Source organism: Lacunimicrobium album (assembly GCF_052161635.1).
In the GTDB taxonomy this organism is placed as follows: domain Bacteria; phylum Planctomycetota; class Planctomycetia; order Planctomycetales; family Planctomycetaceae; genus SXPC01.
Genome location: NZ_CP197413.1, coordinates 4086119 through 4112592, shown reverse-complemented (window position 1 = coordinate 4112592; position 26474 = coordinate 4086119). Strand labels below are relative to the sequence as shown.

The 26474-nt window shown below is 56.8% G+C and carries 25 protein-coding genes; 18 read left to right on the top strand and 7 right to left on the bottom strand.

From position 1 onward, the window contains the following. Positions 1-188 precede the first annotated feature (188 nt). From SH248x_RS16480 to SH248x_RS16445, 8 genes are all read left to right on the top strand, one after another. Positions 189-935 carry a hypothetical protein gene (locus tag SH248x_RS16480; protein ID WP_459555396.1) on the top strand — a complete coding sequence of 249 codons (747 nt, stop codon included), beginning with the start codon at positions 189-191 and terminating at the stop codon, positions 933-935. Positions 936-1299: 364 nt separating this feature from the next. Next, positions 1300-1731, top strand: coding sequence for a hypothetical protein (locus tag SH248x_RS16475; RefSeq protein ID WP_459555395.1), 432 nt, complete (start codon positions 1300-1302; stop codon positions 1729-1731). Positions 1732-1923: 192 nt separating this feature from the next. Further along, positions 1924-3591 (top strand): hypothetical protein, encoded by a 1668-nt coding sequence (locus tag SH248x_RS16470; RefSeq protein WP_459555394.1) that lies wholly within the window; start codon positions 1924-1926, stop codon positions 3589-3591. Between the two features lie 162 nt (positions 3592-3753). Continuing rightward, the gene (locus tag SH248x_RS16465) at positions 3754-4800 is read left to right on the top strand and encodes a hypothetical protein (protein WP_459555393.1); all 1047 of its coding nucleotides are present in this window, start codon (positions 3754-3756) and stop codon (positions 4798-4800) included. A 79-nt stretch (positions 4801-4879) separates the two neighbouring features. After that, positions 4880-5527, top strand: coding sequence for a glycosyltransferase family 2 protein (locus tag SH248x_RS16460; protein WP_459555392.1), 648 nt, complete (start codon positions 4880-4882; stop codon positions 5525-5527). 132 nt (positions 5528-5659) lie between these two features. Next, complete coding sequence (locus SH248x_RS16455) at positions 5660-6754, top strand: glycosyltransferase family protein (RefSeq protein ID WP_459555391.1); 1095 nt, start codon at positions 5660-5662, stop codon at positions 6752-6754. A 499-nt stretch (positions 6755-7253) separates the two neighbouring features. Continuing rightward, positions 7254-8348, top strand: coding sequence for a peptidylprolyl isomerase (locus tag SH248x_RS16450; protein WP_459555390.1), 1095 nt, complete (start codon positions 7254-7256; stop codon positions 8346-8348). 272 nt (positions 8349-8620) lie between these two features. Then, the gene (locus tag SH248x_RS16445) at positions 8621-9328 is read left to right on the top strand and encodes a hypothetical protein (RefSeq protein ID WP_459555389.1); all 708 of its coding nucleotides are present in this window, start codon (positions 8621-8623) and stop codon (positions 9326-9328) included. Between the two features lie 243 nt (positions 9329-9571). Here the strand turns inward: SH248x_RS16445 and SH248x_RS16440 are convergent, their stop codons facing one another. Both SH248x_RS16440 and SH248x_RS16435 read right to left on the bottom strand, forming a co-directional pair. Further along, positions 9572-11173 carry an ArnT family glycosyltransferase gene (locus SH248x_RS16440; protein ID WP_459555388.1) on the bottom strand — a complete coding sequence of 534 codons (1602 nt, stop codon included), beginning with the start codon at positions 11171-11173 and terminating at the stop codon, positions 9572-9574. Between the two features lie 116 nt (positions 11174-11289). Then, complete coding sequence (locus SH248x_RS16435; protein ID WP_459555387.1) at positions 11290-11829, bottom strand: type 1 glutamine amidotransferase domain-containing protein; 540 nt, start codon at positions 11827-11829, stop codon at positions 11290-11292. A 367-nt stretch (positions 11830-12196) separates the two neighbouring features. On the opposite strand from SH248x_RS16435, the gene thiS reads away from it, so the two are divergent. From thiS to SH248x_RS16410, 5 genes are all read left to right on the top strand, one after another. Beyond that, the gene (thiS, locus tag SH248x_RS16430; protein WP_459555386.1) at positions 12197-12397 is read left to right on the top strand and encodes a sulfur carrier protein ThiS; all 201 of its coding nucleotides are present in this window, start codon (positions 12197-12199) and stop codon (positions 12395-12397) included. A 74-nt stretch (positions 12398-12471) separates the two neighbouring features. Next, entirely contained in the window at positions 12472-13281 is an 810-nt protein-coding gene (locus SH248x_RS16425; RefSeq protein ID WP_459555385.1) for a thiazole synthase, read from the top strand. A 79-nt stretch (positions 13282-13360) separates the two neighbouring features. Further along, positions 13361-13720 (top strand): hypothetical protein, encoded by a 360-nt coding sequence (locus SH248x_RS16420; protein WP_459555384.1) that lies wholly within the window; start codon positions 13361-13363, stop codon positions 13718-13720. Between the two features lie 2 nt (positions 13721-13722). Next, entirely contained in the window at positions 13723-13998 is a 276-nt protein-coding gene (locus SH248x_RS16415) for a hypothetical protein (RefSeq protein WP_459555383.1), read from the top strand. Continuing rightward, positions 13995-14312 (top strand): type II toxin-antitoxin system RelE/ParE family toxin, encoded by a 318-nt coding sequence (locus SH248x_RS16410; protein WP_459555382.1) that lies wholly within the window; start codon positions 13995-13997, stop codon positions 14310-14312. Before SH248x_RS16415 ends, SH248x_RS16410 begins: the two co-directional genes overlap by 4 nt. A 9-nt stretch (positions 14313-14321) precedes the next feature. Here SH248x_RS16410 and SH248x_RS16405 read toward each other — a convergent pair whose 3' ends face one another. From SH248x_RS16405 to prfA, 4 genes are all read right to left on the bottom strand, one after another. After that, positions 14322-14582: a biotin/lipoyl-containing protein gene (locus SH248x_RS16405; protein ID WP_459555381.1), complete on the bottom strand. Its 261-nt coding sequence runs from the start codon at positions 14580-14582 to the stop codon at positions 14322-14324. 132 nt (positions 14583-14714) lie between these two features. Continuing rightward, positions 14715-15677: a lipoyl synthase gene (gene lipA, locus SH248x_RS16400; RefSeq protein WP_459555380.1), complete on the bottom strand. Its 963-nt coding sequence runs from the start codon at positions 15675-15677 to the stop codon at positions 14715-14717. Then, positions 15655-16416, bottom strand: a complete 762-nt coding sequence (locus SH248x_RS16395) for a lipoyl protein ligase domain-containing protein (protein ID WP_459555379.1) — start codon at positions 16414-16416, stop codon at positions 15655-15657. Before SH248x_RS16395 ends, lipA begins: the two co-directional genes overlap by 23 nt. A 419-nt stretch (positions 16417-16835) precedes the next feature. After that, positions 16836-17912: a peptide chain release factor 1 gene (prfA, locus tag SH248x_RS16390; protein ID WP_459555378.1), complete on the bottom strand. Its 1077-nt coding sequence runs from the start codon at positions 17910-17912 to the stop codon at positions 16836-16838. A 219-nt stretch (positions 17913-18131) separates the two neighbouring features. Between prfA and SH248x_RS16385 the strand changes: the two genes are divergently transcribed. Further along, complete coding sequence (locus SH248x_RS16385; protein ID WP_459555377.1) at positions 18132-18854, top strand: hypothetical protein; 723 nt, start codon at positions 18132-18134, stop codon at positions 18852-18854. A 121-nt stretch (positions 18855-18975) separates the two neighbouring features. Next, entirely contained in the window at positions 18976-19506 is a 531-nt protein-coding gene (locus tag SH248x_RS16380) for a DinB family protein (protein WP_459555376.1), read from the top strand. Between the two features lie 195 nt (positions 19507-19701). On the opposite strand, the gene SH248x_RS16375 is transcribed toward SH248x_RS16380, so the two are convergent. Continuing rightward, positions 19702-19959: a 50S ribosomal protein L31 gene (locus SH248x_RS16375; RefSeq protein WP_459555375.1), complete on the bottom strand. Its 258-nt coding sequence runs from the start codon at positions 19957-19959 to the stop codon at positions 19702-19704. Positions 19960-20283: 324 nt separating this feature from the next. Between SH248x_RS16375 and SH248x_RS16370 the strand changes: the two genes are divergently transcribed. The 3 genes from SH248x_RS16370 (at position 20284) to SH248x_RS16360 (ending at position 26463) form a co-directional block, all read left to right on the top strand. Beyond that, complete coding sequence (locus SH248x_RS16370) at positions 20284-21732, top strand: cryptochrome/photolyase family protein (RefSeq protein ID WP_459555374.1); 1449 nt, start codon at positions 20284-20286, stop codon at positions 21730-21732. Positions 21733-21988: 256 nt separating this feature from the next. Then, positions 21989-23302, top strand: a complete 1314-nt coding sequence (locus SH248x_RS16365; protein WP_459555373.1) for a hypothetical protein — start codon at positions 21989-21991, stop codon at positions 23300-23302. Then, positions 23299-26463 (top strand): AAA family ATPase, encoded by a 3165-nt coding sequence (locus SH248x_RS16360; RefSeq protein WP_459555372.1) that lies wholly within the window; start codon positions 23299-23301, stop codon positions 26461-26463. Before SH248x_RS16365 ends, SH248x_RS16360 begins: the two co-directional genes overlap by 4 nt. Positions 26464-26474 lie beyond the last annotated feature (11 nt).

Below are 26474 nucleotides of genomic sequence, written 5' to 3'. Positions count from 1 at the left end.
ATGGGAACGTGATGGCGATTCGCAGAAATCCCTCATCCGTCAGCGAAGCGCTGACACCTTCTCCCCGGGGGAGAAGGGACGGAGTTTTTCTCTGCGTACTCTGCATTCCTCTGTTACCTCTGCGTTCCAGTCTTGTTTCTCTTTGCGTCTTCGCGGATTGGCGTTGAATCTGGATCTGGAGGTTGATCATGGCGGAGTTTTTGGAGTCGTTGACGGTTCGGATTCTGGGGGACAGTTCCGGGTTGCAGCGGGAGGTTACTTCGGCGCGGGAGCAGCTGGCGGGGTTGTCGCGGGAGGTGTCGCGGTTCTCGCAGATGGGGTCGCAGTTGACGCAGCCGTTTGCGCGACTGGCTTCGAGTCAAAGGACGCTGTCGAGTTTGTCGAGTGCGTTGTCGCGAGTGAGCGGGCAGGTGTCGGCGCTGAGTGGGATGACGGTGACGCTGAATGTTTCTCCGGCGATGCAGGCGCTGTCGATGTTGAGTGCGATGGCGATGCAGGTACGGGCGCAACTGGCGAGTCTGGGGGCGGTCGGGGGTGGTGGCGTTGCAGCACCGACGGCGGGGGCGGCACTGCCTCGGGTGAATAGTAGCCGCGTGGCGGGGTATGCTTCGGGTGGGCTGGTGATGGGGCCTGCGGGGATTGATCAAGTGCCGGCGATGTTGACGGCGGGGGAGTTTGTGTTGCAGCGGGAGGCGGTTGCGAGGTTGGGGCTGGCGGAGTTATCGCGGCTGAATCAGGGGCGAGATGGTAGTGATGGAAGACACTGGCAGAGCCAGTGGCACCCGATGCAGAGCCAGCAGCCCGCGACTTCGAGCAGTACGCAGAATGTGCATCAGTATGGGGATATTGCGATTCATGTGGGTGGCGGGCAGGTGGGGGATGTGGTGAGGGATTTGCAGTATCAGGGGTTTCGGTTGCGGCAGCGGAGGGGGTGAGACCCAGAGTTAACGCGAAGGCGCGAAGGCGCAACGTGGGACTGAGGGGGTGTGGCACGGCCGTGTCGGCCGTGGGATTGGAGAATTAAGTTGGTTGTGGGCTCGGCACGGCTGACACAGCCGTGGCACACGGTGTCTGGTGTCGTCGATAGAGTGTGGGAGTCGGTTAGTGCCTATGCCTCACTCTCATCCGCCCTTTGGGCACCTTCTCTCCTCAAGGGAGAACGGGCATTGTTGGGAGCGTTAGTCAATTCGCAGAGGTCCCTCATCCGTCAGCGAAGCGCTGCCACCTTCTCCCCGGGGGAGAAGGGACGGAGACAGCTCCCCGGGGGAGAAGGGATGGAAATAAGAAGGAGAAAGACAGATGATGACGTTTAGGCCGGGGGTGGTGCGTGGTGGGGTGGTTTATTGGTTGCCGCGGCCGGTGACTCGGGTGCGGATTCAGGAGGGGTTTGATTCGCAGGCGTTTAAGGTGCCGTTGCGGGATGGAGAGATGGTGACGGGGCAGAGTCGGAATGGGGTTGATCTGTTGATCGAGGGGCAGATCGGGTCGCAGGGAGAGACGTTGCTACTCAGTGAGCAGGAGATGCTTGAGGAATTGGAAGCGTTGCGGGCGGCGTGTCATCCGAGTGGGCCGGAGGATCTGTGTGAGGTGGTGCTGTACCAGGATGAAGTGAGTGGTGAACGTCGCCAGTATCGCGATTGTAGTCTGGTGAGGCTGGAGACGAATTTGTCGAACCCGTGGTTGTTTACGTATTCGATGGTGTTGAGGGCGCATGATCCGGTGATGGGGTAGGCGCTGGGCGTTAGGCGCTAGGCGTTAGGGGGCACTGGGAGAGCACTGCTGGGCAAGCCAGCAGTGGCACACCGGAGCGAGAAGTGTACCTCGGGGGAAGTGAGCAGAGTCACCAGGCGGTTTGAAGTTGAGAGTCGATGGATGTTCGGCACGGCTGACACAGCCGTGGCACACTTGGTCGAAGGTAGAATTATGAGTTTCGCGCGGCGGGTGTTGGTTTATGGTCGGGAGTTGGGGGAGCCGCGGGCGGATTTGTCGGCGCGGGTGACTTCGGGGTGTTGGTTTGAGTTGCATCGGCAGGGTGGGTGTGGGGACGGTGAGTTGCGGCTGAAGGTGGGGTTTGGGGAGCGGGGACTCGTCGAGATTGGGGAGTGGGTGGCGTTTGAGTATGAGGCGGGGGTGCGGTGGTATTTGGGGCGTGTCGAGAGTCGGGAGACGACGTCGCCGGCGGAGATGGTGGTGCGGCTGAACGGGATGAGTGTTGAACTGGGAGAGGTGTTTCCGGGTGGGTTTGCGAATGGGGCTGCGGGTATCAGTGGGTTGGGGCGACCGCATCGATTTGGGGTGGCTGATCCTTTTCATGATGATCCCGATTATGGCGATGAGACGTTTGATCTGGCGGCGTCGGTGCCGGGATTAGTTGAGACGTTGATGACCGAGTATGCGTTGCCGTCGACGAGAATTCAGATGCCTGCGGGGTGGTGTGATATCGATGAGGAGCCTGGGCGGGTTTCATCGTTGAAGTTTCGGGGTGAGGAGTCGTTGAGGTCGATCTTGAAAGACCTGGCGGTGCGGGCGGGGAATGCGAGTTGGGGTGTTGATGCGCAGGGGAAGTTTTACTTCACGCGGCCTCCTGGGGAGGTGATGCTGACGTTGAAGGAAGGGGTGGATGTGCTGCGGCTGGAGGAGTCGCGCGATCATCAGACGTTGTTCAATCGATTGTTGCTGACGGGGGATTATGTGTACGACCTGCCGGAGATGTCCGGGCAGCTGGCTCAGCGTGCGTTTCGATGGCGCGGGCATTATGTGCAGCCGGCGAGTCGGGCGATGTATGGGGATCGTCGGATACGGATGTGGATTCCCTGGGTGAGGACGAGGCTGGATGCGAAGGCGTTTGCGGAGGAGTTCTTTCGTCGTTACAGCCAGCCACAGAATCGGTATCGGTTGGAAACTCTGCCGCTGACGGAGACGTTCTTGCCGTGGATGGGGAGGCTGAGGCTGCTGGATCGAGAGGGGGAGGAACTATTCTCGTCGACGATTGAGACGGTGCGGGTGTTGTTTGATCATGCGCCGCGGTTTGTGATCGAGACGGGGCCGGACGATCCGCGTGTGTTGTGGCCGGAGCCGGAGCATGATGAGCGGTTTGAGATTCCGAGGAACCCGCCGGAGGGGTATGGCGGGGATGTGGTGACGTTTGAGGTTGATTCGGAAGGTAGCGGCGTTAGTAGTGACGGGGTTGGCGGTTCGAGCAGCGAGGGGACGTCGAGCGATGAGGGGGAGGAGTCGTCGAGTCTGCTTTCTTCGGGGTGGTCGTCGGGAGCTTCTTCGCTGGGGTCATCGGAGATGAGTTCGGGGGAGAGTCGTGAAGGGAGCAGCGGGGGCTGGTCGTCAGAGTCGAGCGGGTGGTGGTCATCGGAGGAGAGTTCGGGTGGCGGTGAGAGCGACGATGTGTCGAGCGGTGGGAGCAGTTTGTGGAGTAGCGAGGAAAGCAGTGGATGGTCGAGTGGTGGCACGGGAGGGTGGTCTTCTTCGGGTGAGGGGGAAGTTTCTTCTGAAGGGGTGACGTCGAGTGGTTTGAGCTCGGAGGTGTCGGGGTTGGTGAGTGATGGGGTGAGTGAGGCGGAGTCGATTGAGATTTGAGGGTGCGGTCTGAAGAAGACTGGAACGCAGCTCGCAGAGTGGAGCAGAGGTCGCGGAGGAGAGTAGAAGGTTGGGTTTGGCGTGCTCGGAGTGGTGATTTGGGTTGGTCGCACAAGGGACAAGGGGTTGACACCCCCCGCTCGCCTGGGAGGGGAATAGAACGTGTTTTTTCAGATGACGACGGAGAAGCGGGTCGAGGGTGTGAATCTGGCTCATCGGTTTGCGGGGCCTTTCACTTCGTGTTGTTGGTTGGTGGGGGGTGGGCCGAGTTTATCGGGGTTACCTGTGGAGGAGATTGCGAGGACGCCGACGGCGAAGATGGGGGTCAATCTTGCGGGGACACATTTGATTCGGCCGACGTTCTGGACGGCGTATGATCCTTCGTCGCGGTTTCATCGGAGTGTTTATCTGGACACCTCGATCATGAAGTTTGTGGCGCGACGACGTGCGATGGATCTGGTGCCGGAGACGACGTTCAAGGTATGTGAGTCGCCGAATCTGTATTTGTTTGATGGGGATGATCAGCGGGGGTTTGCGAACTTTGTGCATCCGAGTCATCAGAAGATTGTCGACTGGCAGGACAGTTTCGTGCAGGCGATCGACATTTTGTATCAGCTGGGGTTTCGTCGGATTTACCTGGCGGGGTGTGATATGCAGGTGCATCCGAGTGAGGATTTGATTGCGGCGGGGCAGACGCTGGGGGTGAACTATGATCGTCGCGGGACGCTGAAGACGTTTGTCGAGGCATGCAAGGCGGCGGGGATGACGATGGCGCAACTGGAAGAAATGGAGAGGCCTCAGCAGTATCACTTTGATGAGCAGAAGCCGTTGATGTCGGCGGTGCAGACGGATCAGCATTATTTTCGAGTCGTGCAGTTTTTGAGGTTGTCACGGCGGGCGATGTCGCTGGCGGGGTTGGAACTCGTTTCGGTGACGCCGGGGAGTCGGATGAATGACCATTTCGATTATCGCGATGTTCATCAGGTGTGTCGGGAACTGCGGGACGTGATTGGGGATCCGGAGGGGGAGACGACACGGGGGCGCTATACGCAGGTGGGTGGTCGCGGGGAGGTGGGGTTGTGTGAGATGAGGGATGTGTTGCCGCCGAAGTGGAAGGGGGAGGAGGTGGAGGTGTTGGCGAGGCCTGGGAGAGCACTGGCACAGCCAGTGGCACCCGGAGGAGAGAGGTTGGAACGCAGAGGGCGCTGAGGGGAGCAGAGGTCGCGGAGGGAGAGCGAGAGGATTGAACCGCAGATAAACGCAGATCAACACAGATGGGAGATGGGGCATGGTGAGTGTGGTGATTCCGCAGTTTGGAAGTGAGGAGCTGACACGAACCTGCGTGGAGTCTTTGTTGGCTTATCATGCTGGGGATGTGGAAGTGATTGTTATTGATGATGGGACTTGGTGGGGAGTTCGGGAGGATGTGATCCCTTGTGAGGCGGGGGTGGTGATGTTGTTGGGGGAGCATCGTGGGGTGACGGCGGCCTGGAACCTTGGGGCGGGAGTGGCGCGGGGGGAGGTCGTTGTGTTTTTGAATAATGATACGGTGACGACGGGGGCGTGGGTGGAGCGGTTGGTGCAGCCGGTTTTGGAGGGGGGCGCGGGGATGGTGGGGGTTGCCTGGCGCGAGGAGCGGGGGGTGAGTCGGGAGCAGTTGAGAGAGATGAGTACGACGCGGTTTCTGGAGGGGTGGTGCTGGGGGATGCGTCGCGAGTTATTTCTGGAGATGGGTGGTGTGGATGAGGGGATGAGAGTGTATTGGTCGGATACGGAGTTGCAGGAGCGGCTGTGTCGGCGTGGCGAGACGAGGCAAGTGGTGGAGGGGTTGTCGGTGGTGCATCTGGGGCATCGGACGACTCGGGGGTTGGGGGAGCGGCGGGAAGTTTGGGAGCGGGATCGGGGGGTGTTTTTGGAGAGAGTGAAGCGTGGATGAACGCGGGTGGGAGAGGGCTTCGGAATTGAGTGGTGAGTTGCCCTCGGGAGTTTGTTGAGTTTAAGGCTGCTGGTTGGCGTGATGCCCTCATCCGCCCGTTGGGCACCTTCTCCCGGGGGGAGAAGGGACGTAATGGGTGCGTTATTCGATTCGCAGAGGTCCCTCATCCGTCAGCGAAGCGCTGCCACCTTCTCCCCGGGGGAGAAGGGATATGAGAAAAGAGAAGAGCAGATGCGGGTGATGCAGGTTTGTAATGTGGGAACGGTTTGTGGGGGGACGGGGGGTTGTGCGTGGAGTGTTCGTCGGGCGTTGCCGGAGTGGGAGCATCATGTGGTGTTTTTGTCGGCAGTGACTGCGGAGACGTTGAAGGCGTTTGATGGGTGTGGGGTTTATCGGGCGTCGCGGGTGGGGGAGAAGTTATTGGACCTGGTGCAGCCGGAGGTGGTGGTGATGCATAATGCGGCGCGGTCGCGGGTGGATGTCGACTTTCTGAAGTGGGGCGGGAGGTCGATCCAGTATTTGCATTCGAAGGTGGATGCTGCCGGGGCGAAGGAGGTTGTCTGTTGTTCGGAGTGGCTGGCGAAGCAGGTGGGGGTGTCGCGGGAAGCTGTGTTGTGGCAGGGGGTGCCGGGGGTGAGTGGGGAGAAACGGCCAGCGAGTGGGGAGTTGGTTGTGGGGCGGATTGCGACGCCGGTGGGGAGTAAGTGGCCTGGTGAGCTGGTGGGGTTTTATGGGGAACTGGCTGTGAGGTGTCCAGGAGTACGGTGGGAGTTTGTGGGGTGTCCGCAGGAGTTGCGAGGGAAGATCGAGCGGGCGGTTGGTGGGCGGGCAGTTTTTTATGAGGCGTCTTTTAAGTCGCGGGAGCACATGGCGGGGTGGGATGTGTTGTTGCATCATCAGCCGGGGGTGACGGAGTCGTTTGGGCGGACGGTGGCGGAGGGGATGCTAGCGGGGTGTGTGCCGGTGGTGGATGCGCGGGGTGGGTTTTGTGAGCAGGTGGTCGAGGGGACGGGGGTGTTGTGTCGGGATGTGGACGGGTATGTGGCGGCTTTGATGATGCTGGGGGATCGAGAGGTGCGCGTGAGAATGCGAAATGCGGCCAGGGAGCACGCTGAGAGGGCGTTTTCTCTGGCCGCGTTTCGGGAGCGGTTATTATCGAAAATGGGGGCGAGATGTGTGGAAGAGCTGGGGGCAGGTAGAAAACTTGACCCCAGACTTCTACTTTGAAATGAGAGTCGATGGACGTTCGGCACGGCTGACACAGCCGTGGCACACGGGTGTAAGTGTTTTTGCTGATTGTGTTTGTGGTAAATCGGGTGGGGTTATTGCAGGGTGAAAAGGTCGTCATTTCCACATGATTCAAAGCGTGGGGTGAAACTCGTCAAACTGTCAAAGATGTGACGAGAGTTGTTCAGTTGGCCTGAGGGGGGGTGATGCCTCGGCTGGAAAGGGGTCGGACTTGAGAAAAAAGAACAGGAGTTGACCTGAATTTTGGAATTGTTGTATAAGCCGCGCGGCGCCTGTGACTGCGCGGAAGATCGGTCGTGGGACGACTGAGCTTTAGCGCGATGGAATCATTGAGTTTCAGAGCGGTTGTGGATTTCCCTCATCCGGTCTCGAAGACTCGACCACCTTCTCCCTCGGGGAGAAGGGATACTCAAACAAAAATCCTGGCCGGGTTGTTGAATCACCCGCATTTCCCCCCTCTCAAACGGAGACTTTGATCATGAGTGAATGGACTCACTCGGAAGAGCAAGCTGACTACGCCGGCCAGACTTACGAACAAGGCGATGATGCAACGAACTCTGCGGCCCCAGTGGCTGGGAGCTATACCAAGAAAGCCCGGAAGGGGTCCTGGATCCCGACGGTTGCGGGAACGCTGGTCATTCTGGTGGCTGGTGGGGTGATCTGGCAGGTTTTTAAAGCGGAGAATCTTCAGGCGACGACTGGTCAGGCAGTGAGCGGGACGCCTGTCGCTGCTCAGCCGACGACGCAGGCACTGGCGAAGGTCAACGACCAGTTCATCTCTTATGATGCTGTGGCGTCGGAGTGTTTCTCGCGAATTGGCAGCGAAGTTCTCGACAACATTATCAACCGCACGATCATTCAACAGGAAGTTCAGAAGCGCGGCATTGTTGTTTCTGAAGCGGAAGTTCAGCAGGAAATCGTCAAGATCGCCAAGGAATTTAATCTGGGCGTTGATATGTGGTATCAGATGCTGACCACCGAGCGTGGCATTACGCCGGAGCAGTATCGCAAGGACATCATCTGGCCGAAGCTGGCGCTTGAGAAACTGGCTGGCGATAAAGTGGTTGTCAGTGATGCGGATATGGAGAAGGCGTTTGTTCGTAACTATGGCCCGCGCGTTCGCAGTCGCATGATCATGCTCGACAATATCCGTCGTGCCAACGAAATCTGGGAGAAGGCGAGCCGGAATCCTGAAGAGTTCGAGCGACTGGCTCGCGAGACATCGATCGATCCTAACTCACGCGCTCTCGGTGGTTCGATTCCGCCGATTCAGCGTCACTCGGGAAATCCTGAACTGGAGAACGCAGCGTTTAATCTGAAGGCAGGCGAGATTTCGAGCCTCATTCAGATCGACGTCAATCGTTATGTCATTCTGAAGTGCGAAGGCCAGACCGAGCCGATTGTGACCGACATCAAGACTGTCTGGAACGATCTGTATGCTCAACTGGAAAAAGAGAAGACTCAGGAGAAGGTCGCCACGATCTTTGAAGACGTCAAGAAGACTGCTCGCGTTGATAACTATCTGACGAACACGACGAGTGGCGGGGTCGCGAACCCGTTGATGAGGCAGTAGGCGAGAATCTCACAGGCAGGAATGCCTGTGCCACTGGAAAGCAGAAGAAGCCGACCCGAGGGGGTCGGCTTTCTTTGTTTGTGGATGAGTGCGAATTACGGTCCGCACAGCGGACCCTACGGAGAGTGTCGCTGATGAATACGGGGGTGATGTTGGGGTGAAAAAACTTTGAGCAAGGTGGTTGTGAGTTGAGGTGGTGTTTAAAATGGACTCGTAAGAATTGCGACACGATTGAAGACAGGGGATTCACATCCCCCGCTCGCCTGGGAGAGATGATGCTGAACGTTGCGACGAAGTTTGTGCCGGACGTTTCTTTTTTTGATCAGGCGTTTCATGCGGGCTTTCATTGTGGCGAGTTCTGGCTGAATGAAGAGTGGCTGCTGAAGGTCGAGACGATCATCGAGCGGGCGACGTATTATCCGATGAAATACGTCGCGCACTTTCCGAATAAGGCGGTATCGAGTAAGGCGATTGAGTGTGCGGTGCAGCTGTATCGGGAGTTGGGTTGTCGGGCGATGGTGATTCATGAGCCGATGTTTCGTCGGCATGGTGAGGAGATTCTCAAACTTGAACCAGGGCTACGGCTGGGGGTGGAGAATCATCGCCTTTCGCCCAAGGAGTTCGAGCAGTGGGCGGAGCATTACCCGGGGTTGACGTGGGACGTCGAGCATTTCTGGAAATTCACGCACGAGGACTGTTCGCTCAAAGATCTGCTGAAGTATGCGAGGACGTTTCTGGAGAAGCATGTCGACAAGCTGCGGCATGTGCATCTGCCGGGGTATGTGCGTGGCGAAGAAGAGCATCGGCCGATGTATTGCAATCGGGATTTTGTGATGGCGATGTTCGAGTTGTTTGAAGAGTTTCGTTATGACGGGCTGATTGTGAGTGAGGTTGATAACGAGTATCAGAACCCGCATGATCTGCGGATGGATGTGTTGTTGTTTGAGCGGTGGCGGTTGGGTCGAGGGGTTGGGCGGTAAGACACACTGGCGTAGCCAGTGGCACCCGGAAAAGACGGCCCGGATGTAAGAGAGACTGGAACGCAGAGGGCGCGGAGGGGAGCAGAGGTCGCGGAGAAGAGAGTACGAAAAGTCGTCCGCGCCAAGGCGCTCTCTGTTTTGTTGTTGAGCTCGGGAGTATTACTTCATCGTGAGATTTATTTATTGAGTGTCGATAGACGTTCGGCACGGCTGACACAGCCGTGGCACACGCTGACGAGAGCATTACTTCATCGGGTAGTAGTTCGAGATGGAGTCGTTGCGGCTGGATGTCATATCGAACCACTCGGAGAGTTGCTGGTAGTCGGGTGGGTTGGCTTTGCGGTGGAAGGTGATGAGGCCGTCGAGCGTGTTGGTGAGGGCGGGGTTGGTTTTGAGGTCGTTGAGAGAGACGAACTTGATCGGCTTGAGGAGGTTGCCCTGTTGCTGGTTGAGGTCGAGGATTTGGAACTGGTGGAGTTCGGGGGTGATGGCGAAGCTGGCGGGGTCGTGGTTGACATCTTCGCTCATCAGGATCTGGTTGAGTCTGCTTGAGGTGAGGTTGAAGCCCCAGTAGTCGTCTTCGAAAGACGATGAGAAAGGCTGGCCGAGGAGGTTCAGGGACGCGAGGGAACTGCGGGGGGAGATGGCGGCGTAGGTGTTGCTGAGGATGAGCAGCGTGGCAAGGATCGCGGTGCGGATGGTCGGGGTTTGCCATTGGAGGCGTTGGATCAAAGTCGCGAAGCCAAGGCCGGCGAGGATGGCCCAGAAAGGATAGGCGATCAGGAAGAGGCGTTCGGCGTCGTACTTGGCGACGGGGAGAGAGAAGACGATCAGCGGGAAGAGCGCACTGGCGGTGAGAAGGATGAGACGAGTGTCGGCGAATCGATGTTTGATGCTTGAAGCGATGGTGAAGAGAGACGCGAAGAGCGTGAAGAGCGGGAGTGTGACGGCGGTTGTGATCCAGGGGTAATGCCAGGGGGCGGCTTTGTCGGTGAAGATCTGGCCGAGGTAGTAGACGTTGAGGGTTGCGCGGTCGGTGGAGCTGCCGAGGAATTCCAATGTGTGGCCGATGGGATCGAGCCAGAGCCAGGGCCAGCTGATGAAGAAGACGACCCAGGCGGTGACGCCCCAGACGAGGAGTGGCTGGATCGCGGCCACGCGATAGCGGGTGAGTGCCCAGAGGATGACCGGGATCGGGATGAAGAAGCCCTGGATTTTGGTCAGCATGGCCAGACCCATGAAGAAGCCGGTCCAGAGAGCGGTTTTCCAGCTGGGGGCTTTGTCTTTCCACTGGTCGACGATGACGGCGACGGCGAGGAAGTAGGTCAGGTTGAGGATGGTTTCGAGAGAGGCGATGTGAGCATGGCCGAAGACTCGCGGCATGCAGGCGTATGAGAGGGCTGCGAGGAGGCCTGAGGTGACGCCGAACCAGCGTGTGGTAAAGATGCCGATGATAGCGACTGAGATTCCGAAGGCGGCTGCTGAGCCGACGCGTCCGCAGGCGATGACGATCTGAGTGGTTTCGGGCTTCTCGGGTGTCGAAAGCATCCAGGTGGCGTGATGCCAGAGGCCGAGCCACCAGCGTCCCAGAGGCGGGTGGTCGGGGAGGAAGCCATTTTCGGTGTTGAAAACGCTGCCGACGTTTTCGGGGAAGAGGGCGAAGGGGCCGAGTTGACGAGTGACTTCGACGAGGTAAACGCCCTGCTGGACGTTGAAGGATTCATCGAGGGTGAGGCCGGGGCCTTCGAGCATCCAGGGGTAATTGTTGAGGGGGTCGCTGGTGAAGGCGACGAGCAGGAAGCAGAGGAAGCCCAGGAGGAGGAAGGGGAGGTGTTGGCGAGTCATGTGGTATTAGTCGTGAGTCGTGAGGGAGAAGAGATGAGAGTGATGCTTAAGGCGTATTCCCCGTGGCGATCTTTATTGTGAGCACAGGGGACAGGGGGTTGACACCCCCCGCTCGCCTAAGACTTTTGAGAATTCAAAACTTGAATCATCCCTCTACAGAAGGCGGGGAGGTCGTCGGGTTTTCGGCTGGAGACGAAGTGTTGGTCGATGACGCATTCGTGGTCTTCCCAGATGGCGCCGGCGTTGATGAGGTCGTCTTTGATGCCGGGGGAACCGGTGACGCGGATGCCTTTATAGACCTTCGCAGAGATCGGCATCCACCCGCCGTGGCAGATGGCGGCGACGAGTTGTTGGCGTTCATGAAACTCCGCGATCAGGGAAAGGACCTTGGGATCGCGACGCAGCTTATCTGGCATGAAACCGCCGGGGCAGAGGACGCCGTCGAAGTCGGTCGATTTCATGTCGTCGATCTTGGCTTCGCTGATGCAGGGGTAGCCGTTTTTGCCTTCGTATTTGACCCCCTTCTCCTGTCCCGCGACGACGACCTCGGCTCCGGCTTCGATCAGGCGGTACTTCGGGTACCAGAGTTCGAGGTCTTCGTAATAGTCACCAGTGAAGGTGAGGATTTTCATGCCTTTGAGCGGCTGGTCGGACATGGATCGGTTCCTTTGGAGAAGGCGCTAGGCGTTGGGCGTTAGGCGCTGGGGCGAGAGGGGAATGTGTGTTGTTTGAGTATAAGGGACGTGCGACGGGATGGAACCTCGGAACGGGAGCTTACCGCGGATGGGCACGGAGGAGCACAGATAAGGCAAAGGGAGAGGGCATTAGAACCGCAGATAAACGCAGGTGGACGCAGATGAAGATAAATCATGAGTGATGCACTTTCTGATCTGTGTTTATCCGTGTTTATCCGTGGTTCGCATTCTGTTTGGTGCGTTGACGGGTTCGGGAATTGTCGAGGGGAGTCGAACGCTCTATAGTAGGGTTTGGTTTCGAGCAGGATTTTGCAGGAAGAGATGTCTCATGCAGGTGGTGATTAACGGAGAGCCGAAGGAGCTGGACGGGCCGATGACGGTCGAGGGGCTGGTGCGTCAGCTGGGGATCAATCCGCAGTTTTGTGCCGTTGAGCGGAACAAGATGCTCGTGCCACGACGTCAGCATGGCGAAGTAACGGTTGAAGCGGGGGATTCGCTGGAGATTGTGACGCTGGTTGGTGGTGGTTGATCGCGATTAAAATTGAACACGTATTTGGTGCGGTTCGAAGACTCACCAGCACCCTACTAAAAAGAGAAATTATAATGGTTGATAAGCCGCTGATTTTGGGAACGCATAAGCTGAACTCTCGACTGATCGTCGGGACGGGGAAGTACTCGACGTTTGACATGATGCGCGATTGCCTGGAGATTTCCGGGTCGGAAGTGATCACGGTCGCGGTCCGACGCGAGCGACTGATTGATGCTGAGGGGCGGAACATTCTCGACTACATCGATCTGAATCGTTATACGATCCTGCCGAACACGGCAGGGTGTTTCAACGCAGAGGATGCAGTCCGCGTCGCGCGACTGGGGCGCGAGATTCTCGAAGGGCTCGACAACCCTGGCAAGGACTGGGTCAAGCTGGAGTGCCTGGGGGATAAGAAGACGCTGCTGCCGGATCCGCTGGCGACGCTGCAGGCAACCGAGCAGCTGGTCAAAGAGGGGTTTCAGGTTCTGGTCTATACGACGGATGATCCCATCACGGCGAAGCGTTTGAAAGAACTGGGCGCGACTTCGGTCATGCCGGCTGGTAGCCCGATCGGGTCGGGGCAGGGCGTGCTCAACCCGAATAACATTCGCATCTGCCTGGAGTATCTGAAGGATGGCGATCCGGATTATCCGGTCATCATTGATGCGGGCGTCGGGTCAGCCAGCGATGTCGCGGCGGCGATGGAACTGGGGTGTGATGGCGTGCTGCTCAACACTGCGATTGCGTCCTGTCGCGAGCCGAAGTTGATGGCGCTGGCGATGCGCGATGCCTGCTTAGCGGGACGACGTTCCTACCTGGCAGGGCGGATTCCGAAGAAGCTTTATGCGACGGCGAGCAGTCCGGAGACGGGGGTCATCGGGTAGGTTTTTGACGAGGGTTGGATGCACATGTATGATTGAGAGTGTGATTTTCTAAACGTCATCAACGTCGATCTGGTGTGCTATGGATATTCTGAGTCAGGATCATGAGGAGTTCATCAGGCAGGTTGTCGATCAGGGGGAATTCACTTCCAGACAGCAGGTTCTGGAGGCGGCTGTCGAACGCTTGATGGTTGAGAGTTTATTGCAGAATGCTGAGCTGGAAGGTTTTCTGACAGAGCGTCTGAAAGCGCTCGATCAGGGCGATGTGATCGAATACGACGAGGAGGGTTTCAAGCAGTTGCATAACGAGCTTGATGAAGAACTTATCGCTCACGTTATGCAAGGTGTAGATGAGCTTGACCGTGGTGAGGGCGAGGAGTACACACTCGAAGAAATGGACTCGCTTTTTCAATCGTTCATTTCTGAAAGCGGAAATAACTAAAGATGCCTTCACTTCATCAAGACTACGAAGCATTTATTGAGCAAAAAGTCTCTAGCGGCGAGTTCGCTACTCGGGAAGCTGTTATTGAAGCGGCTCTAGATCAACTGATGATCGATCAGTTTCTTTGCGATCCCCACACTGCGGAACTCGTCAGACAACGTGGAGAGGCAGGTTCCGCGGGTGAGGCTATCGAGTTGACTGAAGAATATCTGCAGCAAAAGTCTCATCAAATGCAAGAGATCATCATGAGGCGGTTTCATGAACGGCAGCAGGGATGAAGTCGTTTCGCATTTCTCCCGAAGCCGATCAGGATCTGTTCGATATCGCAGAGTTCATTTCGGTTGATCGCCCGGAGTCAGCCATCCGTGTGACGAACGCGATCATTGAATCGATTCGCTTTATTACACAGCGACCACACATCGGTATCAGAAATTCGCGGCTGCCGGCAGATACTCGAATCTACAAAGCAAATAAGCCTGCTGATCAATATCTGATTTTCTTTCAGGTCGACCCAAAGGTGATCACGATCACCGCCATTCTTCATGGCCGTCGTGACTGGGTTGATATCATTTGGAAGCGGATTATTGAGTAAGCTCAGTAGTTATCCCGGTTCCACCCAGCCCAGCACATCGCCGGTCACCACCTGCTTGCCTGGATGGCGGTTGATTAACGCGAGTCGACCTTCGGTCGGCGAGTAAACTTCGAGGATCATCCCTGGGAAAGAAAGCTCGGCGACTCGTTCCCCTTCCCGGATCTGGCTGCCGGGGTCGAGGTACCAGAGGCTGACGGTGATGGGGATGTCGGCGGGGACGTCCAGGACGGGGACGTGGATGGGTTCCCAGTGGTCGAGGGGTTGGGGCATGGTGGGGGGAGGTGCTTTGCCTGTTGCGGGTTGAGCAATGGAGGTCTGCCTTCGCCTATCGCCCACCCTCATCCGTCAGCGAAGCGCTGACACCTTCTCCCCTCAAGGGAGAAGGGACGAAATGCAGCTTGTCTATTCTTTGCCGAGCACCGCGGCCATTTCTCCGGCGTGGTAGCTGGAGCGGACGAAGGGGCCGCTGGCGACCAGGGAGAAGCCGAGTTTGCGGCATTGGTCGGCGTACATGTCGAACTCTTCCGGCGGGACGAAGCGGTCGACGGGCAGGTGTTCTGCGGTCGGTTGGAGGTACTGGCCGATGGTGAACATCTCGACGCCGTGGGCTCGCAGGTCGGAGCAGACGTCGAGGACTTCGTCGAAGGTTTCGCCCAAGCCAACCATCATGCCGCTCTTGGTGGCGATGCTGGGGTTTTCGTCTTTGACCTGTTTGAGGAGGTTCAAGGAACGCTGGTAGTCGGAGTTGCGTCGGACGCGGGTATACAGACGTGGCACGGTTTCGATGTTGTGATTGAAGACATCGGGGCGGGCTTCGATCACGCGTGAGATCGCGCGACGATTGCCACGGAAGTCGGAGGTCAGGACTTCGACCGCAGCACCCGTCTTTTCGCGGACAGCGAGGATCGTGTTGTAGAAGTGTTCTGCTCCGCCATCGGGGAGGTCGTCGCGAGTCACGCAGGTGATGACGACGTGCTTGAGGCCGAGTCGCTTGGTCGCCTCAGCGACGCGTTCTGGCTCATCAGCCTGAACGGTTTCTGTTTTGCCTTTGGGAACCGAGCAGAAGCCGCAGGGGCGGGTGCAGACGTTGCCGAGGATCATGAAGGTCGCAGTTTTGTGCGACCAGCATTCCGTGCGGTTGGGGCACTTCGCGGATTCGCAGACAGTTTCCAGACGGAGGTCTTCGATAACCTGGCTGGTGAACTGCATCTGGCCACTGGGCAGAGGACGCTTCAACCACTTGGGGAGGCGTCGCTGATAGTTGATCGGCGTGGCGGACCCGCAGTGACCACCAGCCGGTGTGCCAGCGGTTCCACAAGAGGACGACGATGATTTGGACTGGTCAAGAATGTCGAGCGTATGCATGGACGGTCTGCTTGGAGCGAGAGAGTGCAGGGTGAGACGAGTAATGGTGGACTTCGTCATAGCCAAAGGCCTGGGCGAAATGACGAATGACCGACTCGCGGACGGTGGCCATCGATATTGGACGCGAACGTCGCATGGCCAGCGATGAGATATTGTTACTGTTCTGGTCGTTGGTGACCAGTCGTGCGAGTTCTAAATCGTTGTCGACGTTGAGGAAACAGCCCTGGAATGTCAGTCCCCAGCGGGCTGCGAGTCCTGTCCAGGCAATCTGTCCAGAGGGAGTCCAGAGCCCTTCGCCAACGGATTTTCGCTCTGCTTCGACTTTGAGTTCTCGACAGACGTCCAGAAGCAGGCTTTCTAAACGGTTGGAGAATTCGTAAAGCCCGACGCCTCGTCGTTTGTACGGGAAGAGGGGGCAAACACTGAGTTGGCCAGGCTGGTGAAGACAGGCCTTGCCGCCGCGGTTTTGCCAGCGGACGGGGATGTAATTCTTTTGGAGATCCTCGGTCGTCTCAGCGAGTTGGGCGTGACTGGCTTCGCGGCCCATCGAGATCGTCGGCGGATGTTCACAGAGCAGCAGGACCGCCTGACCGTCTTTTCGTCCGGAGAGTTGGTACAAAAGCAGATCCTGCAGGCGTCCGAACGATGTCAGATCGACGGCGGACAGTGAATAGACCTCCAGCGAACCCTCATTGGCCGAGGGGAGTCGAGAGTCGCGACTCGTGGAGGTGGTGGGCATGGGTTGTGTGGCAGGCAGAGACTGTGTTGGGAAGGCGAGACAGCCTGGGCATCGAGCGTGGCTGAAAGCCACGGTCAGGAAGGGACCGATCGTCGTAGCACGATGGCGACATCACGAAGTTCCTCTGCTCAGGCCCGGTGGTTGGGACGGGTCTATTTTAGGCGTGACGCCCCCTGGAAACAAACCGGATTCTGGAAGCAGACGCCTTGCAGAGGAGTCGGATGCAATTCTAACGGTTTTCGGACTTGAAACAGTCTGGGGGAGGGATTCTGCCACAGAGGGCACCGAGATCTCAGAGGAGCGAGCGTGAGAGAATTGAACCGCAGATAAACACAGATTGACGCAGATAAGAGAATGGCATCGGGTAGGATCCTCTTCTTTCCTCTGTGAACTCTGTGTTCTCTGTGGCGAAAATCTTGTCAATTCGCGGCGAAGTCGCCTTTGAGGCGTTCCTGGCGGTCGAATTCGAGGAGGCCGTTGATGAGTTCGTCGAGGTTGCCGAGCATGACCTGGTCGAGTTTGTAGACGGTCAGGCCGATGCGGTGGTCGGTGATCCGGCTTTGTGGGAAGTTATAAGTGCGAATGCGTTCGCTGCGGTCGCCGGTGCCGATGAGGGTTCGTCGTTGGGCGGAACGGGCCTGTTCGGATTCGCGAGTTTTGACTTCGAGAATCCGGCTTTTCAACACTTTCATCGCTTTCGCGCGGTTTTTGTGCTGGCTCTTTTCATCCTGGCAGGTGACGACAGTTCCGGTCGGGACGTGCGTGATGCGGATGGCGGATTCCGTCTTATTGACCTTCTGGCCGCCGGGACCTGATGCCCGATATGTATCGATCTGGAGATCTTCTTCCTTGATCTCGATTTCAACGTCTTCTGCTTCCGGAAGGACTGCGACCGTTGCAGCGGAGGTGTGGATGCGTCCCTGCGTTTCGGTTTCGGGAACGCGCTGGACGCGGTGTCCGCCCGATTCGAACTGCAGGCGGTGGTAAGCGCCGTCTCCTGTGACCGAGAGGACGACTTCCTTGATTCCGCCCATGTCGGCTGGCGAGAGGTCGAGGAGTTCTTTCTTCCAGCCCTGCATGTCGATGTACTTGGAATACATTTCGAGCAGGTCGCGAGCAAACAGGGCCGCTTCCTCGCCGCCGGTGCCAGCGCGAATTTCCATGATCAACCCGCCGCGGGTAATGGAATCGCCCGCGGTCGCCATGTCTTCGAGGGAGGTTTTCATCGCCTCCATTTTGGTGTTCAGGCCTTCGAGTTCGACTTCAAAGTACTCGCGTGACTTCGGGTCTTTCTCTTCTTCAATCATCATCTCGGCCGCTTCGATGTCGTCGAGAAGGCTGTGATATCCCTTCATGACGGCTGCCACTTTTTGCAGTCCGCCATACTCTTTCTGAATGGCGAGCATCTTCGTCTGGTTCGACAGGATCTCAGGATCCTGCAGCTTGAGTTCGAGTTCGAGGAAACGCTGATATTTGGTTTCAAGACTTGGAAACATGGCAGTCGCCTTTGTAGGAAGCAGAGCAGGTCAGAAATGTCGTTGGGATACGTCCAAGCAAGGACGGTGCACGCAGCGGAAAGCAATCGCTGGAGCGGAGCTACAAGTGAAACGACAGGTGGGTGGAGTTCGTTTGCATGGTATAAAATATAAACGACGGACGTTTTCCTGTATAGTCGGTGGTTACAGACTTTAGGCTGGGGAATTATGGAAGGAAATATGAAAGTCTATCGGCGAAAGGTGTTACTGAACGAGAATTCTAGTTTTGAAGAATTTTCAGCTGTGTTTGCAAAGTCAGTTTTGGAAAAGTGGAACGAGCCTTTGCTGCTCGTTCGCGAGGATGATGCCCGAATTCTCGTTGTAGCCGTTCGCGGTCTTGTCATGCTTTGCCATGTGAAAACGACTGGTATCTGTTCGGTCTCGTATGATCCTGATGTTTCTGAGGGAGTGCGAACATATCCTGCATTGACCGGTGAACGGACTGCGCCGCTTTCAAATTTCGTTGATCCAAGACGAGGAGTCGAAGCAATTCGTTCGTTCTTTGAATATCGGAGAATGGAAGAATATGTCGATTTCCAACGTGGTGTTCGAGATGCTGAGATTGTCTCGTTTCCGACGGAATTGCTCTGCCATGCTCAGGCTGAAAGGGTGGCGAAGGTGCCCGTGACTCCGCTGTTGAAGGCCGATATGTCACTTGCTCTAAAACAGATTCATGACGCACTGGCATCGAGAGAAGAAGTTGACTTTGGGGATTCAATTCAGATTGGCTCATTGGTTGGCGGTCGAGTAAACCCCAAACGGAATGAATTTCAGTTCTCATATTCTCATGAAAGCGGCGAGAACTGGCGCTTTGAAGCTCCGAAAACAATTCTTGAGGGAATCGCCGATGGCAGCATCGAGCAACTCACTGTGACAATCCTGTCATCAAAACCTGGTCTATGAACCCAACATCTCCAAGCAATGTCGATGAATTGTCCTGCCAACACTCACGCCTATGAGATCCAAAATCATCTGGCGTGAATTCAGGCTTCACCTTGATTGGCCCTCATTTCTGGAGACCCCCATGAATCGACCTGACAATCCCGTTGGTGCTTTCAGTCCGACTCCTTACAGCGATGCGGCCCGGCTGGAGATGACCAAGGTTCTCGCGGATTCGCCCGGGGAACTGAGGGAGCTGATCAGTGGATTGACGGAGTCTGAGCTGGAGACGGTTTATAAGAACTGGACGATTCGGCAGATCGTCCACCACCTTGCCGACAGTCAGGTGACGGCTTTTATCCGCATGAAACTTGCGTTGACGGAGAAGGTGCCGATCGTGAAGCCGTATTCCGAAGGGGCCTGGGTCGAGCTGGCCGATACGAAGACGAGCCCAGTTGAGCCATCCCTACAGATGTTTGAGGGAGTTCATTCGCGTTGGGTGTGCCTAATCAATTCGCTGTCAGAAGATGACCTACAACGGACTTATTTTCACCCCGAACACGGGAAGGTCTTTGATCTCTGGACAACGATCTGCATCTACGCGTGGCACAGCCAGCATCACATCGGGCAAATAAAGTGGCTGAGAGATTTCGCCACCGAAAAGGGAGTGGAGTAAAGGCTTTAGGGCTGGTCAGTAGTGAACAGCAGAAGGTTGTGTTTCCCGGTCAACAAAAAACGCTACGTCTTCGATGAAGAAGGCGTAGCGTTTTGATGTATGAAATAATTCGCCGTGTTTCAAAACAGACCAGCAAATGCAATCCTACTTGGATCTGAAATCGCTGGTCGTTCGAAACGTCGCAGAATCTGTCGCTTAGGTTTTCTTGTTGGCCCAGTTGTATTTCTTCTGGAACTTCTCAACGCGTCCAGCGGTGTCGACGAATTTGACCTGGCCGGTGTAGAACGGGTGAGAGTAGGCGCTGATATCGACTTTAACGAGTGGGTAGTCTTTGCCGTCTTCCCATTTCATCGTTTCTTTGCTGCGAATCGTTGAACGGGTCAGGAATTTCTCGCCAGAACCGGTGTCCATGAAAACGACAGGGTGGTAATCGGGGTGAATGTCTTTTTGCATGGATCGAAGCCGGATAAATAGTAGGTCAAACGGATAGAAGAGGGCAGAATTGGCGCATGAACACGCCAGCCCAATCGAGAACGGAACATGCTAACGAGCTGGTCGCCAAGTTGCAAGTTAAAATGAACGTGGTTTGGTACGGTGTTTTCACTGATTGTTCAGAAAACCATGGGATCGCTGTTGCGTCTGACCGTATGAACACAGTGAATGTTTTCATTTGGTTCAGGCATGGACATATCAAACGTCGCCGTGCAGCATCTGATGTCTAAGATCTCCATGGTTTTTAACTTCATCCATGATTGTCACCAGGATTTTAAGCCCAGCATGCAAGAGACGTGCATTCTATGGTTCCGGAAGGATTTCCGACTCGAAGACAATCCGGCATTTCACGCGGCTGTCGAACTAGGTTGTGAAATCATCCCGGTTTTTATCTGGGCACCTGAGGAGGAGGCTCCCTGGCAGCCAGGAGCTGCATCGCGCTGGTGGATCCATCAATCCCTGGCGACGCTGGATGCCGAGCTAAGAACTCACTACGGACTCCAGCTGGTCTATCGAGCTGGAGAGACGGTTCAAGAGCTGCTCTCCATCATTGAGGCGACAGGCGCAACGCTGGTCTGCTGGAATCGTTGCTACGAGCCTGCCGTGATCGAGCGCGATCTTAAAGTGGAATCCGCTCTCGATGACATCGACGTGCATTACCAGAGTTTCAATTCAGCGCTTTTGTTTGAACCCTGGGAAATCGAGACGCGTCAGAATGCTCCGTATCAGGTCTATTCTCCGTTCTGGCGGAGTCTGCTCGACCGAGAACCGCCCGCCAAACCCTTGCCGCGACCTGAAAAAGCAGTCGGTCCGGGTGTATGGCCTAAATCGTTAAAACTTGATGACCTCGGCTTAGAGCCTGAAATCAAGTGGGCCGAAGAGATGAGAGCCTACTGGGAACCCGGTGAGAACGGTGCTCGCAATACCCTCAAGCGATTCCTGACGAAGGCGATCCAGTCGTATGATGAAGATCGAAACCGTCCTGATCTGGATGGAACGTCCAGGTTATCGCCTTACCTGGCGCAGGGAATCATCAGTCCGCGTCAGATCTGGCATGCCGTCGTCGAAAAGTTTGGGGCGCCGAATAAACAGAAGAAATCTGCGGCTGATGTCTACCTGAGCGAGGTTGTCTGGCGGGAATTCGCCTATCACCTGCTGTACCATTTCCCTCAAACGACGATCGAGCCTCTGCGAGAAAAGTTCAAGCAGTTCCCCTGGAAGACAGATCAACAAGGTCTCGCTGCCTGGACGAAAGGGATGACCGGTTTTCCGGTTGTTGATGCGGGAATGAGGCAGTTGTGGGGAATCGGCTGGATGCACAATCGGGTCCGCATGATCGTCGCATCGTTTCTGACGAAGGATTTGCGGATCGTCTGGAACGACGGCGCAAGGTGGTTCTGGGACACGCTGATCGACGCTGATCTGGCAAATAATACGCTGGGGTGGCAGTGGACAGCAGGCTGCGGAGCTGATGCGGCTCCTTACTTTCGAGTCTTCAATCCGACCTCGCAGGGACAGAAGTTCGATCCATCCGGAGACTACGTCCGTCAATGGATACCAGAGCTGAACGGTCTGGATGATGATGTCATTCACGATCCATCGTCTGCAGAAAGCAGAGAGCTCGACGCAGCAGGGGTTTCGCTGGGAATTAACTATCCTGCCCCGATTGTCAATCACCAGGAAGCTCGCGAAAAAGCCTTGGAAGCATTGTCTTCGATCAATGCAAAAGATTGAGTTAGCGACGTCCGTTGTAAGATCTGCAAAATGGGCTAGGCACGTTGACCTGAAATGAGTTAGAGTGCGGCGCATTGACGTTTCGCGATCACGATGGCGGTCCTCCGCTCTCGTTTTTTGCAGGACGTCTGACCTGTTTGTCCAAGACGTGGACGTCGAACGACGGACAGGTTTCGTGGGAAATTCCCACACACAGATCAATAAAAAACGGCCCCTCACGGGCCGATAACGTAAGCGCAACGGAAGGGAGTCCGTGATGTCATACGAGTCGTTTCGGCTGCTGCATGTGCATGCACCGCGGCTGGATGCGGCCCTGGGAGACCTGTTGGGTCTGCCCGGCGTTCATAATGAACTGGTCCAGGACGCGACCCTCCATGCCTTCGATCACGCGATCGAAGCCGCCATCGAACATCATGTCGATGTCGTTCTTTTCACAGGCGCGATCTTCGGCGAAACGGCCCCGACGCTCCGCGGCTTGGCCCGTCTGCGTGATGGCCTGACTGTGCTGCGGGAAGAAGAGATCGCGGTCTATATTTCGTGTGAAGAAAAGACCCAGCAAATTCTGCGCGATGGTCCCTGGCTGGGACACGGTGCCGTCACGCTGATGTCGCCGTTCCAAAAGCAGCCTCTGCCCATCGAAAAAGACCGCCAGAAGCTCGCCAGCGTCAGCTTCCGACAGCCATCCCACGGCGATAAGTCGTACCGCTTCGATCCGCCACAAGGTCTCTACGACAAGCCTGCCCACCTCCGCGTGACCGGCAGCAGCCTGTTTTCGATTCTCATCCAGCAGGGAACGCCCGGCGAAGTTCATGCCTCGCCCAATGACGAACTGGCCGCCGACCTCATCATCCGCTGCGGCGATGAGTTCGTCATGCAGTCAGCTGGTCAGACGATCGAAGAAATCATCTCGGGTCCTCTCCAGGGAGTCAGCCGACATCACACCGGTCCAACCGGTTGTTCGCTGATCGTCGTCGATGAACACAAAGATGTCCGGGTCTCCTTCATCCCCTGTCATGTCGTTCAACGCGAGCACATGACGATCCGCCAGCATGCGGGCATGGATGAAACCATCATGCTGAGCACGATGCAGCAACAACTCGATGGCCTCAAGGTTCATCAGGATTGCAAGCTGGTGATCTGCCAATGGGATCTGGTCGGCTACGACGATAACCAGGCTCGCGAGAGCATGAAGTCCCGTCTGGCCAGACAGCGGAAGTCTTACTCGGAAGCCGAGCGTTACCAGCCTGCGGGAGTCTTCTCGTTCGACCGACTCTCGTTCCGCGGTCCAACCGGCTGCAAGGTCTGGCATCACTTTTCTGCCTCCGACGAGCTGCGTCTCCCCAAGCTGCTCGATCGACACCAGCTCGCGACTGAGTACCTGAAGCTGGCCGAAGAGTTCTTTCCGGACGAGATCGCCGCCTTCGAATCGCATCTGACGAAATGGTCCGAAAGCCTGCCGCCCGAGCTGGCTTCCCGGATGAAAGAGATCAACGCGGACAAGCTGATCGAGTTCGCCGTTAACTATGGAACACACTGGTTTGTCCAGGCAGCCGAGGAGGTGGCCGCGTGAAAATTTCACGACTGCAAATCGAACGATTTGGAATCTGGCGTGACCTCGACCTGTCTTTGAACACGGGCGGGGTGAGTCTGTTTTATGGCCCCAACGAAGCGGGCAAGTCGACCCTGCTGCGCTTCATCCGCTGGGCGATGTATGGGCAGCTTCCCAAGCACGACCCGGGGATGCTCTCTCGCTATGGCAATGAGACGCTACGCGCTGGCGTGGTCTCTCTGGAAGCCCGTGGCAAGATGCACCGCGTCGCTCGTCGCTGGGATGATAGCGCGACGAATACCAAGACCATCAAAGTCGATGACCTTCCCGAAGGAACCATCTCCCAGCGCAGCCTCGATGACCTCCTCTCTGCGACAACGGGCGATCTCTTCGAATCGATCTACGCCGTCGGTCTGAAGGAACTCCAGGAACTTGGCACACTCAAGAACGAAGAAGTCTCGCAGCGCATTTACGGACTGTCACTGGGACCCGAGGGGAAACAGTTCCTCAAGGTGCAACAACTCTCCGAGCAGTTCCACGGCAAGCTCTACGATGCGGCTGGTCATCGCGGGCGTCTCATTGATCTGCTGACTCATCGCGAGACGTTGCAGAAGCGCATCAAGTCGCTGCCCGATCGCCTCGGCGAATACCGCCTCCTCGCCGATCGCCAGGAAGAAGCGGACATCGAAGTCATCGAGCTGAAGAAGCGTCAGTCGAAGCTGCAGAAAGATCTCACGGGCTATCGTCACCTCGACAGACTTTACGGCCCATGGAAACGCGAACGCCAGCTGTCTGCTGAAATGAAGCAGATGCCCGATCCACGCACGCTGCCTTCAAACGCGATTGCTCTTTATGACAATCTCGATGCCCAAGTCCGAAAAGTCGAACGTGAACTCGAGACGATTGACCGCGAACTGCGCGGCATCAAGGAACGTCGCGGGCAGATGGGGCTCAGTCCCAAGCTGCGAGAGAACATCGTCAGCATCCAGGCACTGCTCGATCAACGCAGCTGGGTCGAAGACGCGCAACGTCGCCTCGGCGAATCGCAGGCGGATGCCTCTCTGGTCAAGAACGAACTCGAACAGAAGATCAGCGAGATTGGCCCCAAGTGGAGCATTCACCGTCTCGATCAAGTCGAGACGACACCCGATGCCCACCTGCGACTGGTCAACGCCGCTCAGCTTTATCAACGTGGCCTCGCTCGCAAGACACGTCACGAACGCAAGTACGACGCCCTCTCGACAAGCGCCCAACGCAAGCTCAACGAGTTTCAAGACAAACTCAAACAGCTCAACATCGAGTCACTCCCCAAAGCCATCAGCGACTGTCAGAAGCGCATGGCCGACCTGGAAGAACTCGGCAAGCTGCGTCTGAAAGAGTCCGAACTCAAGCAGTTCACTCGCCAGCTTCACAACCAGATCACCCGCCTGCGGACCAAGATCGATCTCCCGTGGTGGGCGTACACGATGCTGTGGGCCTTTGCCTGCTTCGGCATCTTCCTGTTCTTCGCAGGTCTGTACAAAGCCGTCGAAACCGCCTGGATCATCGGCGCGATCTACACCCTCACCGGCGTCATGTGCTGCGGCCTGACCTGGGCTCTGCGTCGACACTATGAATCCGACATGCGGGATCAGGTCACGTCGATCCACCAGGAAGCCGAGCAAGTCGATACTCAACTCGGCCAGGTCCGTCAACAACTCGACGAGATCCGTAGCCGCGACTATCCATGGTTGCCCAATACGATGACTCAGCGTCGCGTCGGCCCGACTGGTTCTGCCCTCGGCGAAGCCAGCCTCCTGCGTGAAGCCGCTGGTCAGCTCAACGAACTTCAGAAACTCGCGACCTATGAAGAATGGCTCGCGAAGGCCCGTCAGCGTCTGTCTGCGTTACGCGGCAAACAGCCTGCGTATCAACGCGAAGAGAATCTCAAGCGACAGGCCTGGTGCGATACCCTGAAGTCGATTGGTCTCGAAGAAACGGTCAAAGTCAAAGAAGCTTTCGCGGTCTGGCAGCGTGCCTACGAAGCCAGCAAGCAGAAAGACATCTGGCAGCTCGGCCTCAAAGAAATCGAACAACAGAAGCAGTCTCTGGCTGCGTTTCGCGAACGTCTCGATATGCTCTCTCGTCGAGTCGGCATGGATATGTCGCGCTCGTCGAACATGCTTGAAACCCTGTCTCTGTGGGAAGATCAACTCGGCAGCTACAACGACGGCCGACGTGAACTCCTCAGCCAGAAGAAGACCTGGAACGAATCGCTCAAGCTGCGCCGTAAGATCAAGCTGCAGCTGGCTGCTGCGGTGCGTAAACGCGATCAGTTTCTTTCGGTTAACCGCATCAAGAATCGCAGTCAACTCGAATCGCTGATCTCTCAACTCTCTCGTCGCGATGACATCATGCAACGCCTCGACGAAGCCCGAGAAGAGCTGCGACGCGTCGCAGAGAGCGAACCGACTCTCGCCATCGTCGAAGAGGACCTGCATCATTACGACGCAAAAGCGAACCGTGAGCAAGTCGAAATGCTGACGATGGAACTCGATGAAATCGGCGAGCAGCTTCATAAGACCCACAGCGAGACGGGTCGCGTCGTCGAGAAGATGACGCAGATGGAGCACGACCGCACGGAGACCGATCTCCGCTTCCAACTCAAACAGGTCGACAGCGAGATCCAGGAAGTCCTCGAAAAATGGCTCGGCAGCCACTGGGCGAAGATGGCGATCGAACAGCTTCGTCACCGCTACGAACGCGATTACCAGCCGGGCACACTGATGTCCGCTTCTCGCCTGTTGTCGAAGTTTACCCACGAGCGTTATCGCAAGATCTGGGTGCCGATGGGAACTCAGCAAATCTCCGTTGAAGACTCTCACGGCAAGAGCTGGCGAGTGGAAGACTTGAGTGATGGCAGTCGCGAGCAGCTCTTCCTGGCGCTGCGACTCTCGATGATCGAAGAGTTCGCCTCAAAGGGAATTCGCCTGCCCGTGGTCATGGATGACGTTTTCGTCAACTTCGACCGCGACCGCACCGGAACCGCCGTCGACGCGATCCTCGAATTCGCCGGCAACAATCACCAGATCCTCCTGCTGACCTGCCACCAGCACATCACCGAGATCTTCGCCGAACGCGGCGTCGAAGCATTACGCCTCCCCAATAACCGACGCATGGTCGAAGAACGCCTCGCCGGGTAGGGTCCGCTGTG

Excerpts from the sequence above, each read along its gene's own strand:
- SH248x_RS16410 (WP_459555382.1), top strand. The coding sequence starts at position 13,995 with ATGAAGTCGTTTCGCATTTCTCCCGAAGCCGATCAGGATCTGTTCGAT.
- SH248x_RS16475 (WP_459555395.1), top strand. The coding sequence starts at position 1,300 with ATGATGACGTTTAGGCCGGGGGTGGTGCGTGGTGGGGTGGTTTATTGG.
- SH248x_RS16445 (WP_459555389.1), top strand. The coding sequence starts at position 8,621 with ATGATGCTGAACGTTGCGACGAAGTTTGTGCCGGACGTTTCTTTTTTT.
- SH248x_RS16380 (WP_459555376.1), top strand. The coding sequence starts at position 18,976 with ATGAATCGACCTGACAATCCCGTTGGTGCTTTCAGTCCGACTCCTTAC.
- SH248x_RS16385 (WP_459555377.1), top strand. The coding sequence starts at position 18,132 with ATGAAAGTCTATCGGCGAAAGGTGTTACTGAACGAGAATTCTAGTTTT.
- prfA (WP_459555378.1), bottom strand. The coding sequence starts at position 17,912 with ATGTTTCCAAGTCTTGAAACCAAATATCAGCGTTTCCTCGAACTCGAA.
- SH248x_RS16480 (WP_459555396.1), top strand. The coding sequence starts at position 189 with ATGGCGGAGTTTTTGGAGTCGTTGACGGTTCGGATTCTGGGGGACAGT.
- lipA (WP_459555380.1), bottom strand. The coding sequence starts at position 15,677 with ATGCATACGCTCGACATTCTTGACCAGTCCAAATCATCGTCGTCCTCT.
- SH248x_RS16370 (WP_459555374.1), top strand. The coding sequence starts at position 20,284 with ATGCAAGAGACGTGCATTCTATGGTTCCGGAAGGATTTCCGACTCGAA.
- SH248x_RS16415 (WP_459555383.1), top strand. The coding sequence starts at position 13,723 with ATGCCTTCACTTCATCAAGACTACGAAGCATTTATTGAGCAAAAAGTC.
- SH248x_RS16365 (WP_459555373.1), top strand. The coding sequence starts at position 21,989 with ATGTCATACGAGTCGTTTCGGCTGCTGCATGTGCATGCACCGCGGCTG.
- SH248x_RS16470 (WP_459555394.1), top strand. The coding sequence starts at position 1,924 with ATGAGTTTCGCGCGGCGGGTGTTGGTTTATGGTCGGGAGTTGGGGGAG.
- SH248x_RS16405 (WP_459555381.1), bottom strand. The coding sequence starts at position 14,582 with ATGCCCCAACCCCTCGACCACTGGGAACCCATCCACGTCCCCGTCCTG.
- SH248x_RS16375 (WP_459555375.1), bottom strand. The coding sequence starts at position 19,959 with ATGCAAAAAGACATTCACCCCGATTACCACCCTGTCGTTTTCATGGAC.
- SH248x_RS16455 (WP_459555391.1), top strand. The coding sequence starts at position 5,660 with ATGGGTGCGTTATTCGATTCGCAGAGGTCCCTCATCCGTCAGCGAAGC.
- SH248x_RS16450 (WP_459555390.1), top strand. The coding sequence starts at position 7,254 with ATGAGTGAATGGACTCACTCGGAAGAGCAAGCTGACTACGCCGGCCAG.
- SH248x_RS16460 (WP_459555392.1), top strand. The coding sequence starts at position 4,880 with ATGGTGAGTGTGGTGATTCCGCAGTTTGGAAGTGAGGAGCTGACACGA.
- SH248x_RS16425 (WP_459555385.1), top strand. The coding sequence starts at position 12,472 with ATGGTTGATAAGCCGCTGATTTTGGGAACGCATAAGCTGAACTCTCGA.
- thiS (WP_459555386.1), top strand. The coding sequence starts at position 12,197 with ATGCAGGTGGTGATTAACGGAGAGCCGAAGGAGCTGGACGGGCCGATG.
- SH248x_RS16420 (WP_459555384.1), top strand. The coding sequence starts at position 13,361 with ATGGATATTCTGAGTCAGGATCATGAGGAGTTCATCAGGCAGGTTGTC.
- SH248x_RS16395 (WP_459555379.1), bottom strand. The coding sequence starts at position 16,416 with ATGCCCACCACCTCCACGAGTCGCGACTCTCGACTCCCCTCGGCCAAT.
- SH248x_RS16440 (WP_459555388.1), bottom strand. The coding sequence starts at position 11,173 with ATGACTCGCCAACACCTCCCCTTCCTCCTCCTGGGCTTCCTCTGCTTC.
- SH248x_RS16435 (WP_459555387.1), bottom strand. The coding sequence starts at position 11,829 with ATGTCCGACCAGCCGCTCAAAGGCATGAAAATCCTCACCTTCACTGGT.